Genomic DNA, 13,930 nt, shown 5'->3' with positions numbered 1-13,930 from the left:
GCCCTGCCCGACAATACACTGATGGCCCGCACCGGATATCCGATGCGGGCCATCAGTCGTTTATGGTCAGACCGATCGCGACGACGGCCGATCGAGCGAAGCTCAGCGACCGGCATCCTCGCGCATGCCATTCACGAAGCCGCTCAAGCCCAGTTGGCGCTTGCGGCGCAGGCGCTCGGCCCGCAGGATCGCTTCCAGATTGGCCAGGCTGCGATCGACATCATCGTTTACCAGCACATAGTCGTATTCGGCATAGTGGCTCATTTCATCAGCCGCCTTGGCCATCCGCCTGGCCACCACCTCGGCACTGTCCTGGGCCCGGGTGGTCAGCCGGCGCTCCAGTTCCACGATCGACGGCGGCAGGATGAATACGGTCACCAGATCGTCGCGCGCCCGGTCTGCCAGTTGCTGGGTGCCCTGCCAGTCGATATCGAACAGGACGTCGCGGCCGGATGCCAATGTCGCCTCCACCGCCGCGCGCGGGGTGCCATAGCTGTTCTCGAACACGGTCGCATGTTCCAGCAGGGCATCGTCATCGACCATCCGCTGAAAGGCCGGCTTGTCGATGAAGTGATAATCCACCCCATCCACTTCACCCGGCCGCTTCGCGCGCGTGGTCACCGACACCGACAAGGCGATGTCGTCGTCGCTGGCCAGCAACCGCCGCGACAGCGTGGTCTTGCCGGCGCCCGATGGCGAGGACAGCACCAGCATCAGGCCACGGCGCCGGTCATGGGGAAGGCGGCGGCTGGTGGTGGCGGCATCACTCATGCCCACACCTTGGCCGGTCCGGCAGTCTGCATCACGTGTCTCGCTTCCATCATTCCAAAAGATCCCTTTATATCAAGGATCTTACTCAACATTCTGGATCTGCTCGCGCAACTGGTCGATCCGGGTCTTCAGCGCCAGCCCGATGCGGGTCAGCGTGGTGTCCGAGGATTTGGAGCACAGGGTATTGGCCTCACGATTGAACTCCTGGGCCAGAAAATCGAGCTGCCGGCCGACCGGTTCGTCGTCGGCACACAACGCCCGCGCCTGGGCGACATGAGCGTCCAGCCGGTCCAGTTCCTCGCGGATATCGGCCTTGGCGGCCAGCACGGCCGCCTCCTGGATGATCCTGTCTTCCGACAGGCCGGCGCGGTCGTGGAGCAGGCTATGGATCAGCTCGTCCAGCCGGTTGCGGATCACCTCGGGCTGGGCGGCGGCCGTCGCCCGGGCATCGGCGATCAGGCCGCCGATCGCATCGATATGCTCGTCGATCAGCCGGGCGAGGGCCGCGCCTTCCTGGGCGCGCGCCGCAACCAGCCGGTCGAAGGCCACGATCAGGCTGTCGGTCATCGCGTGCTCGCGGGTGGCGCGGGCGGCTTCGCTTTCCTCGTGCTCCACGGCCTGGATCAGGCCGGGCACGCGCAGCAGACCATCGATCCGCGGCGCCTTGGCCTTGGGGAAGCGCCGCTGCAGATCGGCGATCACCTCACCCAGCCCGTCGGCCACATCCGGGTCCAGGCGCAGCCGCGTGCCGCGGGCATGGACCACCATGGCAAGCTGCACGCTGACATGGCCGCGCCGCAGCCGGTCCTGGGCCACCCGGCGGATCACCGGCTCGAACTGATCGAAGCCGGCGGCGAGGCGGATGCGGAGATCCAGCGAGCGGCCATTGACGCTCTTGACCTCCCAACTCCAGCGATAGCGCGCATCGCCGGCGTCGGCGCGGGCAAATCCCGTCATGCTGGCGAGCGCCATGGCCAATCTCCTGAGGATGAGCGATGATCGGCGGACTATACGAACCCCGCAAGCCCCCGCCAAGCAGCGATTGCCACAGATGCCCGACGACACCCGCCCGCCACGCGACCGCCTGTCGCCCCGCCACATCGCCATCACCGGTGCGTCCAGCGGGCTCGGCGCCGCACTGGTCCGGGCCTATGCGGCACCGGGCGTCAGGCTGTCGGTGCACGGACGCGACGCGGCCCGCCTGGACGGTGTGGCCGCCGCCGCCCGCGCCAGCGGTGCGACGGTCGATACGGCCCTGTTCGACGTGACCGATGCCGGGGCCGTGGCAGACTGGCTCACCCGCGCCGACACGACCCTTCCCCTGGATCTGGTCGTCGCCAATGCCGGCATATCGGGAAACGAGGCGGCGTCGGGCGGCACCGTTTCGGCCGAGGTCACGCGCGCGATCTTCGCGGTCAATGTCGACGGCGTGGTCAATACCGTGTTGCCGGCCGCCAATCTGATGCTGGGCCGGGGACGCGGGGCGATTGCGATCATCTCAAGCCTGGCCGGTTATCGCGGCCAGCCCGGTGCCCCCGCCTATGCCGCATCGAAGGCCGCCGTCAAGGCCTGGGGCGAAGGTCTGCGACCGCGCCTCGCCAAGGGCGGCCTGCATGTGTCCGTCGTCTGCCCGGGCTTCGTGCGCACGCCGATGACCGGGCGCAACCGCTTTCCGATGCCCTACCTGATGGATGCCGATCGCGCCGCCGCCATCATCCGCCGGGGGCTCTGCCGCAATCGCGCCCGGATCGCCTTTCCCTGGCAACTGGCCGCGGTGGTCTGGCTGCTGGCAGCCCTGCCGGCATCCTGGGCGGATGCGCTTCTGCGCCGGATGCCGGGCAAATAGCCACCAGGACCGCCATGTCCGTGGCTGGCCGGCCCGCCATCGCGAAACGCGCCGACGCCCTGCGATATGCTCTTGCCAGACGCACCCCGATTGCGCAACCATGGCGCCACTGATGGTGTCCGCGATCGACTTGGTCGATCGGGGATGAAAAGGGAATGCGGTGCGCGATCACGGCCGAAGCCGGCGATCGCAATTCCGCGGCTGCCCCCGCAACTGTAAGCAGCGAGTGCCCCATCCTGACTGCCACTGGTCCATCGAGGCCGGGAAGGCGATGGCGGTGCGATGACCTGCGAGCCAGGAGACCTGCCGTCATTCGCGGTCACGGGCGAGCACGTCGGGCGGGGTGTACCGATGGGTTTTTGCAAGCGGTGGCGGCGTCAGGGCCCCGGACACCCGTCTTCCTTCAGGCACGGTTCCAACAGGCACAAAGCCGCATACCATGCTGGCCTCGTTCGCAGTGACCGATCGACATTGCTGAACGAGGTCTATCGGTGCCTGATACCACTGCCCGCTTCCGCGGCCCGGACTCCGTCCGCCGCCAGCCAGCCAACCGCCATGTCACCACGGCCGCCATTCTGACAGCCGCGCTCGCCGCCGGCCTGTCGTCGCCCATTGCACAGGCTGCCTCCGACGACGAGGTGACACCGCTCGGGCCGATCTCGGTATCGGCCGCACGCACGCCCACACCACTGGCCGCGATCGGCAGCGCGGTGACGGTCATCACCGGCGAGCAGCTTGAAGCGCTTCAGATCCGCCATGTCGACGATGCCCTGCGGCTGGTGCCCGGCGTCGCGGTCAGCCGCACCGGCTCGGTCGGCGGCCTGTCGCAGATCCGCATCCGGGGGTCGGAAGGCAATCAGACCCTGGTGCGGATCGACGGCATCGAGGTCTCGGACCCGTCGGCCGGCTCGGAATTCGATTTCGCCCATCTGCTGGCCTATGAGGTGGAGCGGATCGAGGTTCTGCGCGGCCCCCAGAGCGCGCTGTACGGATCGGACGCCATGGGCGGGGTGATCGACATCACCACGAAGCGCGGCGCCGGCCCGCTGTCGGGCAGTCTGCGGACCGAGGCCGGCAGCTTCGAGACCCGCGAGGCGGTGGGCAGCCTGTCCTATGGCGACGAGATTTTCGACGGCATGGTCTCGGTGCAGAGCTTCCGCACCGACGGCATCTCGGTCGCCGACGAGCGGGCGGGCAATCCTGAGACCGACGGTTATCGCAACCGCTCGGCCTTCGCGAAATTCGGCTGGCGGCCGACCGAGGATCTGGAATTCGCCCTGGTTGGCAGGACCCTGCGCTATCGCGCTGAAGGTGATGGCTATTCCACCCTGCCCGTCGACGGTGACGAAGAGACCCGCGGCACCCAGAGCTTCGCCCGCGCCGAGGCCCGCTATGCCATGGCCGATGGCCGATGGCGCCACAAGCTGGGCATGGCCCATACCGAGCACGACCGCGATTACCGCACGGACGGCACGATATCCAGCACCTATCTGGGGCGGCGCCTGAAGACCGACTATCAGACCGATTACAGCGTCGACACCACCACCGGTTTGCCCGCCAGCCACGATATCAGTCTGGCGGCGGAATATGAGCGCGAGACCGTGCGCACCCACAGCGACTGGTCATCGGTCGACCGGGCCTTCGATGCCACCGGCTATGCCGCCGAATACCGGCTGGGCCTGTTCGACAGCCTGTTCCTGTCGGCGGCCGGCCGGCTGGATCAGAACGAGCTGTTCGACGATGCCGCCACCTACCGGCTGACCGCCGCCTGGGTGATCGACGGCACCGGCACGCGGCTGCGCACATCCTATGGCACCGGGGTCAAGAACCCGACCCTCTTTGAACTGTTCGGATATTCAGCCAGTTACCGGGGAAATCCCGACCTGAAGCCGGAACGGGCGAAGGGCTGGGACGCAGGGGTAGAGCAATCCTTCCTCAATGGCCGTGTCACCGCCGATCTCGGTTATTTCCGCCAGGATATCGACCGGCTGATCCAGGGCACCGGCGATACCTCGATCAATCTGGACGGCACGTCGAGGATCGACGGCATCGAGGCATCGCTGACCCTGCGGCCGGTCGGATGGATGGACATCCGCCTCGCCTATACCTATACCGATGGTGAGGATGCCAATGGCGAGGAGCTTGTCCGCCGGGCGCCGCATGTCGCCAGCGCCGATATCGCCACCCGCTTTCTGGATGATCGCGCCCGCGCCGGCGTGTCGGTGGTCCATAACGGCGAGCAGAAGGACTGGGCCTATGACGCCAGCTACACGCGCAGCATCGTCACATTGGACGCGTATACGCTGGTCGGCCTGACCGCGGCCTATGACCTCACCGACCGGGCCGAGATCTTCGGTCGGGTCGACAATCTGTTCGACGAGCAGTATCAGGAGGTTCTGGGCTATGGTTCACGCGGGCGGGCAGCCTATGCCGGCCTGCGGATGCGGTTCTGAGCCATGATCCGGCGCAGCCCTGTGGCCGTGGCGGCGATGATCCTTGCGGCGATGATCCCGGCTGCGACACCCGTCGGGGCGGCGCCGGCCCGGATCGTCTCGATGAACCTGTGCGCGGATGAATTGCTGCTGCGGCTGGCGCCACCGGGGCGGCTGGTTTCGGTCACCTGGCTGGCGGCAGGGCCGGCGGCGATCGATGCCGGCCCTGCCGCCGGGCTGACGCTCAATCACGGGCGGGCCGAAGAGATTGCCCGGCTCCAGCCCGATCTGGTGGTGGCCGGGCGCTATACCACCGCCACCACCACCGCCATGCTGCGCCGCGCCGGCATCCCGGTGCAGCTTCTGGACGAGGCAACCAGCCTCGATGGTATCCGCGATCAGGTGACCAGCCTCGCGGCCGTTATCGGCAATCCCGATGCCGGTGTCGACATGCTGGCCCGGATGGATGCCATGCTGGCGGCGGCGCGGCCGGCGCCGGATGATCCGGGCGGCATGCCCGGCGTGGTGGTGCTGCGGCCCGGCGGCGGCGTTGCCGGCGCCGGCACGCTTCAGGACGAGATCCTCACCGCCGCCGGCCTGCGTAATCTGGCGCCGGATGCACCGGTGGATGGCGACGGCCGCATCGGCCTGGAACGGCTGCTGCGGCTGAAGCCGGAGCTGCTGATCCTGGACAGCGATGGCGCCGCACCCCCGGCCCTGGCACGCGAGGTGCTGGACCATCCGGCCTTCCGCAGCCGCCAGGCCGGCATCACCATCGCCTCGCTGCCGGCGGCGCTGTGGGTCTGCCCGGGCCCCTGGGTCGCCGAGGCGGTGGCAAGGCTGTCGGCTGCGCGCCGCACGGTGCTGGCCCGACGCGGTGCCGACCAATGATGATGAGGCCATACATCCGTCTTGCCGCCGGCACGCGCGTCGTCACCGGCGGGCTTGCCGCACTGACCGCCCTGCTGATGCTCACCTCGGTGGCGACCGGTCCCGACGGGCTGGATCTGTGGCAGGCCATCGCCGATCTGTGGCAGGACCGCGAAACCCTCGATGCGCTGGTCCTGGTGGAGTTGCGCCTGCCCCGGGCGATCCTGGCCGCCCTGCTGGGTGCGGGGCTCGCCATGGCCGGGGCCATCCTTCAGGGCCTGCTGCGCAACCCGCTGGCCGATCCGGGGGTGATCGGGGTCAGTGGCGCCGCAGGCTTCGGCGCGGTCTGTGTGTTCTATAGCGGGCTGGGGGCGCTCTGGGCGCTGGCTCTGCCGCTGGGCGGCATCACCGGGGCCTTGCTGGCGACACTGGTTCTGGCGCTGGTCGCCCGCCGGGGGGCGGGAACCACGGCGCTGATCCTGACCGGGGTCGCCATCGGCAGCTTTGCCGCCGCCTTGACCGCGCTGGCGCTCAACCTCGCGCCCTCACCCTATGCAGCACTGGAAATCGTGTTCTGGTTGATGGGATCGCTGGCTGATCGCAGTATGAACCATGTCTGGCTGGCGGCACCGCCGATCCTGATCGGGCTGGCGATGCTGGTTCGCACAGGCCGGGCGCTCGAAGCCCTGACCCTGGGCGAAGACACCGCCCGCAGCCTGGGCTTCGACATCACCCGCACCCGGCTGGCGGCGATCATCGGCACCGCGCTGGCGGTGGGGCCCGGGGTCGCCGTCGCCGGTGCGGTCGGCTTCGTGGGGCTGATCGTGCCGCATCTGATGCGGCCGCTGGTCAACCACCGGCCGGCGGCCCTGGTCTGGGTGTCCGGCCCGGCCGGTGCCGCCTTCACGCTCGCAGCCGACATCCTGCTGCGCCTGCTGCCGACCCGGCCCGAGCTGAAGCTGGGTGTGGTGATGGCGCTGATCGGTGCCCCGTTCCTCGCCTCCCTGATCCTGTCCGTTGCCCGAAAGGATCCCCGATGACCGCCACCGCCATGGCAGAGCGTCCGGTTCTGGAGGCCGTGAGCATCACCGTTGCCGGGCCGGCGCGCCCCATCCTGGATGCGGTCGGCCTGCAATTCGCGCCCGGCCGGCTGGTCGGGCTGATCGGGCCCAATGGCGCCGGCAAGACCACCCTGCTCCGCCTGCTGGCGGGGTTGTCGCGGCCCGATCGCGGCATGGTGCGTCTGGGCGGGTGCCCGATCCACGACCTGCCCGCCATGCGGCGCGCGCGCTGCCTGTCCTATCTGGCGCAGGGCGGTCAGGCACATTGGCCGCTGGGCGCCGACGCGGTCGTCGCTCTTGGACGCCTGCCCCATGGCGACGGCACGACGCCGGCCGACAGGGCGGCAATCGCCCGCGCCATGGCCCTGACCGGCACCACAGGCTTCGCCGGCCGCCGCATCGACCGGCTGTCGGGCGGTGAAACCGTGCGTGTGCTGCTGGCGCGCGCGCTGGCGGTCGAGGCGCCGGTGCTGCTGGTCGACGAGCCGGTGGCGGCGCTGGACCCCGCCCACCAGCTCGATGTCATGACTGTGCTGGCCGATCAGGCGCGCCAGGGTGCCGTGGTTATCGCGGTGCTGCACGATCTGTCGCTGGCGGCGCGGTTCTGCGACCGGCTGGTGCTGCTGACGCAAGGCCGGGTCCTGGCCGATGGCGACGCAACCGAGGTGCTGGCTGCGCGCCATCTGGCCACCGCCTATGGCATTCATGCCTGGCGTGGCGAGGCATGCGGCCGGCCGCTGATCATTCCCTGGGCACGGATCGGCCGCGCCGACGATGCCGCATCCATCCCCCCATCACACCAACCCGATGATGACGAGGTGGCACCATGCCCGCGAGCTTCCGCGCCACAGACCGCCGCACGATACAAGACGACGACACCCGTCGGCTCATCGCCGACCTGATCGCCGATCCGGCCCAGGGCTGGAGCACCGGCAGTTTCGGGGCCATCGCCGAGTTCATCCGTGATGCCGACGAAGCAATCATGGGCACCGCAGACGTTCCCGCGCGGCTGGCCATGGCCACGGCGCGGGGCGCGCTGGCGGTGGACACTGGAACGGCGTGCCGGCCGCTCGCCTATCACACGCCATCCGCCGACGGCATCGGCTGGTCGTCGGCCATCGCCTTCTGCCAGCCGGCGACGGCCGCAACCTGCGCCGCGCACAGCGTGGTGACCGAGCTGGGGCCGGATGACCACGCGGTGCGCGATCAGGACCGGCCGGCGATCCTGTTCGATCTGGGCCTCGCCATCCCCCATGTCGATGCCTGTATCCGGCTGTCCGATCCGGCCGCGATCGCGGTTCTGCGCGGTCTGGCCGGCCGGCCGCTGCTTGGCCCCGATCCGGGACCGCGCCGCGCCGCCGCCGCCACCGGCGGCCATCGCGTCTTCATGACCAGATTGTCACGAATCGAGGTTTATCAGCCAGTTCCGACAGCTGGTCAAACCTCGCCCGAAGGCCCGCACACCCATCTTCTGCCCAAACTGCTGGCGGCCGGGCTGGCGCATTCGGCGCCCACCCCGATTGCCGAGGGCGAGGTTGCCGGACTGACAATGCACGCGGCCAACCCGCTGCGGGACATGACGGGCCGCCCGCGCCCCTTCGACCTTGCCGCACATCTGTCATTCGCAGCCCTGTTCGCCCGCCATGGCGACCCGCGCGCCGCCATGATCATGCAGCGGGTGTTCGATGCGGTGGATAGCGGCCTGCCGCCACGCCACGGCGCCGCGCTGACCGCCGGCTGTGAAGACCTTGATGGCCGATGGATCAGGGCGGCGGTGAAGGTGGCCTTGCGGCAGGCCCGCCAGATGGGTATCGGCGACCCGGCACTGATCGCCGACTGGCAGCATGTCCACGATCCGGCCGGCGGCGATGCGGCCAGATGACAGGTGCCGAGCTGCGGCAGATCAGTCTTGTTTCGAGCCGGTCGCTGCGGCCCTGGCGGCGGCACGGCGCTCGCGCTCGATCCGCCGCCATTTGGCGACGTTGCGATTGTGCTCGGCCAGTGTGGTCGCGAACACATGCCCGCCAGTGCCGTCGGCCACGAAATACAGCGCATCGGTCTCGGCCGGCTGGGCCACGGCCATCAGGCTGGCGCGGCCCGGGAGCGCGATCGGCGTTGCCGGCAGACCGTCAATCTCATAGGTGTTCCAGTCATGGGCGGTGCCAAGATCGCTGCGGGTGATGCCACGGGTGATCCGGCCGGTGCCGTCGCTCAGGCCATAGATCACGGTGGGGTCCGATTGCAGGCGCATGCCGCGCTTCAACCGGTTGATGAACACCCCGGCGACCAGCGGCCGCTCATCGGCCACCCCGGTCTCGCGCTCGACCACCGAGGCCAGGATCAGCATCTCCTCGGGCGATGACAACGGCAGATCCGGCCGGCGCGCGGCCCATGCCTCGTCGAGCGCCCGGTCCATCGCGGCCTTCATGCGCTCGATGACACCCGCGCGGCTATCACCACGGGTGAAGGTATAGGTCTCGGGCATCAGACCGCCCTCTGCCAGGCTGTCCAGCGGCGGCATCTCGCCCGACAGCCGGTCATCCTCGGCAACCATGGTCCAGGCGCTGCGCAGGGTAATCCCCTCGGCCACGGTCAGGCGATGCAGCACAACCCGGCCCTCGACCAGCATATCGATGATGTCGGACGGGCTCTGGCCGGGCTCGATACGGTACTCACCCGCTTTCAGACCGGCCTGAACATCCATCAGCGTCACCGCGGCCCGGAACGCCAGCGGCTGGTCGATCGCGCCGGCATCGGCCAGGCGCCGGGCGATGCCGATCACACCGGTGCCACGCGGCAGCATGACGGTGCGGGTCTCGGTCAATGCCGCGGGCGTCTCCAGCCACACGGAGCCCCACCAGACCAAAGCCCCCGCCCCCGCGACGACCAGGGTCATCACGGAAACGAGGGCGATGGCAATATACTTCAGGATGCGCACGGCAGCCCCTGCGTCAGACGATCCGAAAGACGTCGGACCGACGGGCGGTCATTCCGGTCGCGCGAAGACGACCGAGGCATTGGTGCCGCCAAAGCCGAACGAGTTCGACAGGGCATAGCGCACCGGCCGCTCCTTCGCCTGATGCGGCACCAGATCGATATCGCAGCCGTCATCAGGGTCATCGAGGTTCAGCGTCGGCGGGACGACACTGTCGCGGATGGCGAGGATCGAGAAGATCGCCTCCACCGCGCCGGCAGCACCCAGAAGATGACCGATCGACGATTTGGTCGACGACATCGACAGCTTGTAGGCGGCATCGCCGAACAGCCGCTTCACCGCCGCCAGTTCGATCACGTCACCGCGCGGCGTGGAGGTGCCATGGGCGTTGATGTAGTCGACCTGATCCGGCGTGATGCCGGCACGCTTCAGTGCCGCCTGCATGGCCCTGAAGCCGCCATTGCCGTCTTCCGACGGGGCCGTGATGTGATAGGCGTCGCCCGACATGCCATAGCCGATGACCTCGGCATAGATATGCGCGCCGCGGGCCTTGGCGTGCTCAAGCTCTTCAAGCACGACCACGCCGGCACCCTCGCCCATGACAAAGCCGTCACGGCCCTTGTCCCAGGGTCGGGAACCACGCTCAGGCGTGTCGTTATAGCCAGAGGACAGCGCCTTGGCGGCCGCGAAGCCGGCAATGCCCATCCGGCAGACCGCTGCTTCCGAGCCGCCTGCGATCATCACGTCGGCATCGTCCCACATGATCAGCCGGGCCGCATCGCCGATGGCATGCGCGCCGGTCGAGCAGGCGGTGACGACGGCGTGATTGGGGCCGCGGAAGCCGTATTTGATCGACACCTGGCCCGAGGCCAGATTGATCAGCGCCGAGGGAATGAAGAACGGCGACACGCGGCGCGGGCCGCGCTGCTCCATCGCGATCGCGCCCTCGGCGATCGTCGGCAGACCGCCGATGCCGGAACCGATCATCACCCCGGTCCGGTCAAGATCCTCTTCCGCCTCAGGCTTCCAGCCCGCATCGCGGATCGCCTCGTCGGCGGCGCCCAGGGCATAATGGATGAACTCGTCCATCTTCTTCACGTCCTTGACCGGAATATAGTCTTCCGGACGGAAGGCATCCTCGCCGGCGCCCTTGGGCACCATGGCGGCGATGCGGACGGTGAGGTCGGACACATCGAAGCTGTCGATGCTGCGGATTCCGGACTTGCTGGCGAGCAGACGCTCCCAGCTCGTCTTCACCCCGACCGCGAGCGGAGTGACAAGACCCAGCCCGGTGACGACGACACGTCTCATCTCGGTCAGCGCGTCCTTTCTGCCTGAATGGGCCGCGTGCCGGCGGCCCGAACGGGGCCGCCACAACGGCAGAAGCGGGCGTTGTCGCCCATCCGTCAGCGATCGGATCGGCGGACGACGCCCGTTTCGCGGCGGAACCCATGGCCGCACGACAGATGTCGGTGCGGCGACGGGCCCTTCGATCAGCTCACCCGCGCCGTAGCGGGTGCGGCCGCACCGGCGGCTGGCGCCGGCACGTCGCCCGGAGCGTCAGGGCTGAACAATCAGCCCTGCTGCTCCTGGATGAACGTGATGGCGTTCTGGACGGTCAGGATCTTCTCCGCGGCGTCATCCGGGATCTCGATCCCGAACTCTTCCTCGAAGGCCATCACGAGTTCGACGGTATCAAGGCTGTCGGCACCGAGGTCGTCGATGAAGCTGGCCGTCTCGGTGACCTTGTCTTCGTCGACACCGAGATGTTCGACCACGATCTTCTTCACGCGCTCAGCAATGTCGCTCATCAGTCGTCGTCCCTCAAGCTCACGGGCAAGTGGCGTTCGTTCGGGCGTTGCGCCGTACTGCCGATTGGTCGTGCAGGGCAGCCCCGTCGAAATCGAGAAGGGCTGTAGCACACTTTCCGGACCTTTGTCAGCAGCACTTCCGCATGCCACGGCAAAGATCGCGGGGCTCGTCCGGTTCGCGTCCCCGGCCCGGCGGTCAGATCATGACCATGCCGCCGTTGACGTGGAGCGTCTGACCGGTCACATAGGCCGCCTCGGTGCTCGCCAGATAGACGATGGCCGCGGCGACATCTTCCGGTGAGCCAAGACGGCCCACTGGTACCTTTTCGAGCAGACCGGTCTTCTGCTCGTCGGTGAGCACGTCGGTCATCGGCGTCGCGATGTATCCGGGTGCCACACAATTCGCTGTGATCCCGCGGGAGGACACCTCCTGCGCGATCGCCTTGATCATGGCGGTGAGCCCCCCCTTGGACGCGGCATAATTCGCCTGCCCGGGATTGCCCATATGCCCGACCACCGAGGTGACGGCGATGATGCGGCCATAGCGACGCTTCATCATGCCCTTCATCACCGCCCGGGTCAGGCGGAAACCCGCCTTCAGATTGACGTCGATCACCTGATCGAAATCGGCGTCCTTCATCCGCATCAGCAGCGTGTCGCGGGTGAGGCCGGCATTGCTGACCAGAATGTCGAGCCCGCCCATGGCCGCCTCGGCCTCTTTGACCAGGGTCTCGGCGGCGCCGTCGACGGCGAGATCGGCCGGCACCACATGAACCCGTTCCCCCAGCTCCGCCGCCAGCGCCTCCAGCGCATCCGCGCGCCGGCCATGCAGTGCCACGATGGCACCCTGGGCGTGGAGCGCGCGGGCGATGGCGGCACCGATACCGCCGGTGGCGCCGGTCACGAGCGCGGTACGCTGCGTCAGATCGAACATGGGATCGGTCAACCTCGGTATTCAGAGAGCCAGGATCAATTCAGAGAGCCGGGATCGGGCCGGCAGCCGGTCGGCAACCCAAAAGCCCGACCGGACAACCCGGACAGGTGGCACGGCTCAGAGCGATGTCAGGAACGCCTCGATCTCGGCTGGGGTTCCGACCGACCGGGCCGCGACCGCGCGGTCGATCCGCTTGGTCAGCCCCGACAGCACCTTGCCGGCGCCCAGTTCGACGGTTTCTTCCACACCGGCCGACTTCATGAACAGGACGCTTTCACGCCAGCGCACGACGCCGGTCACCTGATCGACCAGCAGACCACGGATCCGGTCGGGATCCGAGACCGGCTCGGCCAGAACGTTGGCGATCAGCGGCAGGCGGGGTGCATCGATCTCGACCTGAGCCAGCGCGTCGGCCATGCGGTCGGCGGCCGGCTTCATCAGCGGGCAATGGAACGGCGCGCTCACCTCCAGCGGAATGGTGCGCTTGCCGCGGGCCTTGCCGATCTCGACCGCACGGTCGATGGCCGATTTATGGCCCGACAGCACCACCTGCCCCGGTGCGTTGTCGTTGGCGACCACGCAGACTTCGCCGGAGGCCGAGGCCTCATCGGCGATGGCGCGGGCCTCGTCCGGGTCGACGCCCATCAGCGCCAGCATGGCCCCCACGCCGACCGGAACCGCCAGCTGCATCGCCTGTCCGCGGATCTTCAGCAACCGGGCCGTGTCGCCGATGTCGAGGGCACCGGCCGCGCACAGCGCCGAATACTCGCCCAGCGAATGACCGGCCACGAAGGCCGCCTGTGCGGCGATGTCCAGGCCACCCTGCTGTTCCAGCACCCGGACCACGGCCATCGAACAGGCCATGATCGCCGGCTGGGCGTTTTCGGTCAGGACCAGCGTTTCCGCCGGTCCATCGAACATCAGGCGCGTCAGCGGCTGCTTCAGCGCCTCATCGACTTCTTCGAACACCTCTCGCGCAGCCGCGAAGGCCACCGCAAGATCCTGTCCCATGCCCACCTTCTGCGAGCCCTGCCCTGGAAAGACGAACGCACGTGCCATGGAGCCTCGCTTCAGTCTTGGCTTGACGACCCGATCGCCGCGCCGCAGGTCTGCAATCCCGGGCCGGTCGTGGGCCAAGTCATGACCGCGACCGCGACCGATTGTCAAGAACCGCATCGCGTGGCCATGCGGCCCGACGATCGGCCCAGGCCGGCAAACCCGCCGTTTCCATGATTTTTTTCCAGGACACGGCATTGAGCCCGCGGCACAG

The 13,930-nt window shown here is 68.4% G+C and carries 13 protein-coding genes and 1 riboswitch; of the genes, 6 read left to right on the top strand and 7 right to left on the bottom strand.

Annotated elements, in window-relative coordinates; all coding sequences use genetic code 11:
• Positions 1 to 102: 102 nt before the first annotated feature.
• Complete coding sequence (gene gmk / locus WG924_RS02075; RefSeq protein ID WP_345931245.1) at positions 103 to 771, bottom strand: guanylate kinase; 669 nt, start codon at positions 769 to 771, stop codon at positions 103 to 105.
• Positions 772 to 852: 81 nt separating this feature from the next.
• Positions 853 to 1,743, bottom strand: a complete 891-nt coding sequence (locus tag WG924_RS02070) for a YicC/YloC family endoribonuclease (RefSeq protein WP_345931243.1) — start codon at positions 1,741 to 1,743, stop codon at positions 853 to 855.
• Positions 1,744 to 1,822: 79 nt separating this feature from the next.
• Between WG924_RS02070 and WG924_RS02065 the strand changes: the two genes are divergently transcribed.
• From WG924_RS02065 to WG924_RS02040, 6 genes are all read left to right on the top strand, one after another.
• Positions 1,823 to 2,617 (top strand): SDR family NAD(P)-dependent oxidoreductase, encoded by a 795-nt coding sequence (locus WG924_RS02065; protein ID WP_345931241.1) that lies wholly within the window; start codon positions 1,823 to 1,825, stop codon positions 2,615 to 2,617.
• Between the two features lie 96 nt (positions 2,618 to 2,713).
• A riboswitch (cobalamin riboswitch) is annotated at positions 2,714 to 2,942 on the top strand.
• Positions 2,943 to 3,108: 166 nt separating this feature from the next.
• Positions 3,109 to 5,070 carry a TonB-dependent receptor plug domain-containing protein gene (locus WG924_RS02060; RefSeq protein ID WP_345931240.1) on the top strand — a complete coding sequence of 654 codons (1,962 nt, stop codon included), beginning with the start codon at positions 3,109 to 3,111 and terminating at the stop codon, positions 5,068 to 5,070.
• A gap of 3 nt (positions 5,071 to 5,073) precedes the next feature.
• Positions 5,074 to 5,940, top strand: a complete 867-nt coding sequence (locus WG924_RS02055; RefSeq protein WP_345931237.1) for an ABC transporter substrate-binding protein — start codon at positions 5,074 to 5,076, stop codon at positions 5,938 to 5,940.
• Complete coding sequence (locus WG924_RS02050; RefSeq protein WP_372044747.1) at positions 5,937 to 6,959, top strand: FecCD family ABC transporter permease; 1,023 nt, start codon at positions 5,937 to 5,939, stop codon at positions 6,957 to 6,959. Before WG924_RS02055 ends, WG924_RS02050 begins: the two co-directional genes overlap by 4 nt.
• Positions 6,956 to 7,882 (top strand): ABC transporter ATP-binding protein, encoded by a 927-nt coding sequence (locus WG924_RS02045; RefSeq protein ID WP_345931235.1) that lies wholly within the window; start codon positions 6,956 to 6,958, stop codon positions 7,880 to 7,882. Before WG924_RS02050 ends, WG924_RS02045 begins: the two co-directional genes overlap by 4 nt.
• Positions 7,807 to 8,862, top strand: a complete 1,056-nt coding sequence (locus WG924_RS02040; RefSeq protein WP_345931233.1) for a DUF6925 family protein — start codon at positions 7,807 to 7,809, stop codon at positions 8,860 to 8,862. Before WG924_RS02045 ends, WG924_RS02040 begins: the two co-directional genes overlap by 76 nt.
• Positions 8,863 to 8,883: 21 nt before the next feature.
• On the opposite strand, the gene mltG is transcribed toward WG924_RS02040, so the two are convergent.
• The 5 genes from mltG to fabD form a co-directional block, all read right to left on the bottom strand.
• Positions 8,884 to 9,918, bottom strand: a complete 1,035-nt coding sequence (mltG, locus tag WG924_RS02035) for an endolytic transglycosylase MltG (RefSeq protein WP_345931231.1) — start codon at positions 9,916 to 9,918, stop codon at positions 8,884 to 8,886.
• A gap of 48 nt (positions 9,919 to 9,966) precedes the next feature.
• Positions 9,967 to 11,226, bottom strand: a complete 1,260-nt coding sequence (fabF, locus tag WG924_RS02030; protein ID WP_345931230.1) for a beta-ketoacyl-ACP synthase II — start codon at positions 11,224 to 11,226, stop codon at positions 9,967 to 9,969.
• A 263-nt stretch (positions 11,227 to 11,489) separates the two neighbouring features.
• On the bottom strand, positions 11,490 to 11,726 hold the full coding sequence (locus tag WG924_RS02025) for an acyl carrier protein (protein WP_188580114.1): 237 nt from the start codon (positions 11,724 to 11,726) through the stop codon (positions 11,490 to 11,492).
• Between the two features lie 196 nt (positions 11,727 to 11,922).
• Complete coding sequence (gene fabG, locus WG924_RS02020) at positions 11,923 to 12,660, bottom strand: 3-oxoacyl-[acyl-carrier-protein] reductase (protein ID WP_345931229.1); 738 nt, start codon at positions 12,658 to 12,660, stop codon at positions 11,923 to 11,925.
• Positions 12,661 to 12,777: 117 nt separating this feature from the next.
• On the bottom strand, positions 12,778 to 13,719 hold the full coding sequence (gene fabD, locus WG924_RS02015; RefSeq protein WP_345931226.1) for an ACP S-malonyltransferase: 942 nt from the start codon (positions 13,717 to 13,719) through the stop codon (positions 12,778 to 12,780).
• Positions 13,720 to 13,930: the final 211 nt, after the last annotated feature.

Source organism: Tistrella arctica, from assembly GCF_039630945.1.
Taxonomy (GTDB): domain Bacteria; phylum Pseudomonadota; class Alphaproteobacteria; order Tistrellales; family Tistrellaceae; genus Tistrella; species Tistrella bauzanensis.
Note: the sequence above shows the minus strand (reverse complement) of the source record. Positions and strands in the feature narration are given on the sequence as shown.

Bases quoted from the DNA above. Each gene is read 5' to 3' on its own strand.
- fabG (WP_345931229.1), bottom strand. From the start codon at position 12,660: ATGTTCGATCTGACGCAGCGTACCGCGCTCGTGACCGGCGCCACCGGC.
- WG924_RS02050 (WP_372044747.1), top strand. From the start codon at position 5,937: ATGATGATGAGGCCATACATCCGTCTTGCCGCCGGCACGCGCGTCGTC.
- fabF (WP_345931230.1), bottom strand. From the start codon at position 11,226: ATGAGACGTGTCGTCGTCACCGGGCTGGGTCTTGTCACTCCGCTCGCG.
- WG924_RS02065 (WP_345931241.1), top strand. From the start codon at position 1,823: ATGCCCGACGACACCCGCCCGCCACGCGACCGCCTGTCGCCCCGCCAC.
- fabD (WP_345931226.1), bottom strand. From the start codon at position 13,719: ATGGCACGTGCGTTCGTCTTTCCAGGGCAGGGCTCGCAGAAGGTGGGC.
- gmk (WP_345931245.1), bottom strand. From the start codon at position 771: ATGAGTGATGCCGCCACCACCAGCCGCCGCCTTCCCCATGACCGGCGC.
- WG924_RS02025 (WP_188580114.1), bottom strand. From the start codon at position 11,726: ATGAGCGACATTGCTGAGCGCGTGAAGAAGATCGTGGTCGAACATCTC.
- WG924_RS02045 (WP_345931235.1), top strand. From the start codon at position 6,956: ATGACCGCCACCGCCATGGCAGAGCGTCCGGTTCTGGAGGCCGTGAGC.
- WG924_RS02055 (WP_345931237.1), top strand. From the start codon at position 5,074: ATGATCCGGCGCAGCCCTGTGGCCGTGGCGGCGATGATCCTTGCGGCG.
- WG924_RS02070 (WP_345931243.1), bottom strand. From the start codon at position 1,743: ATGGCGCTCGCCAGCATGACGGGATTTGCCCGCGCCGACGCCGGCGAT.
- WG924_RS02040 (WP_345931233.1), top strand. From the start codon at position 7,807: ATGCCCGCGAGCTTCCGCGCCACAGACCGCCGCACGATACAAGACGAC.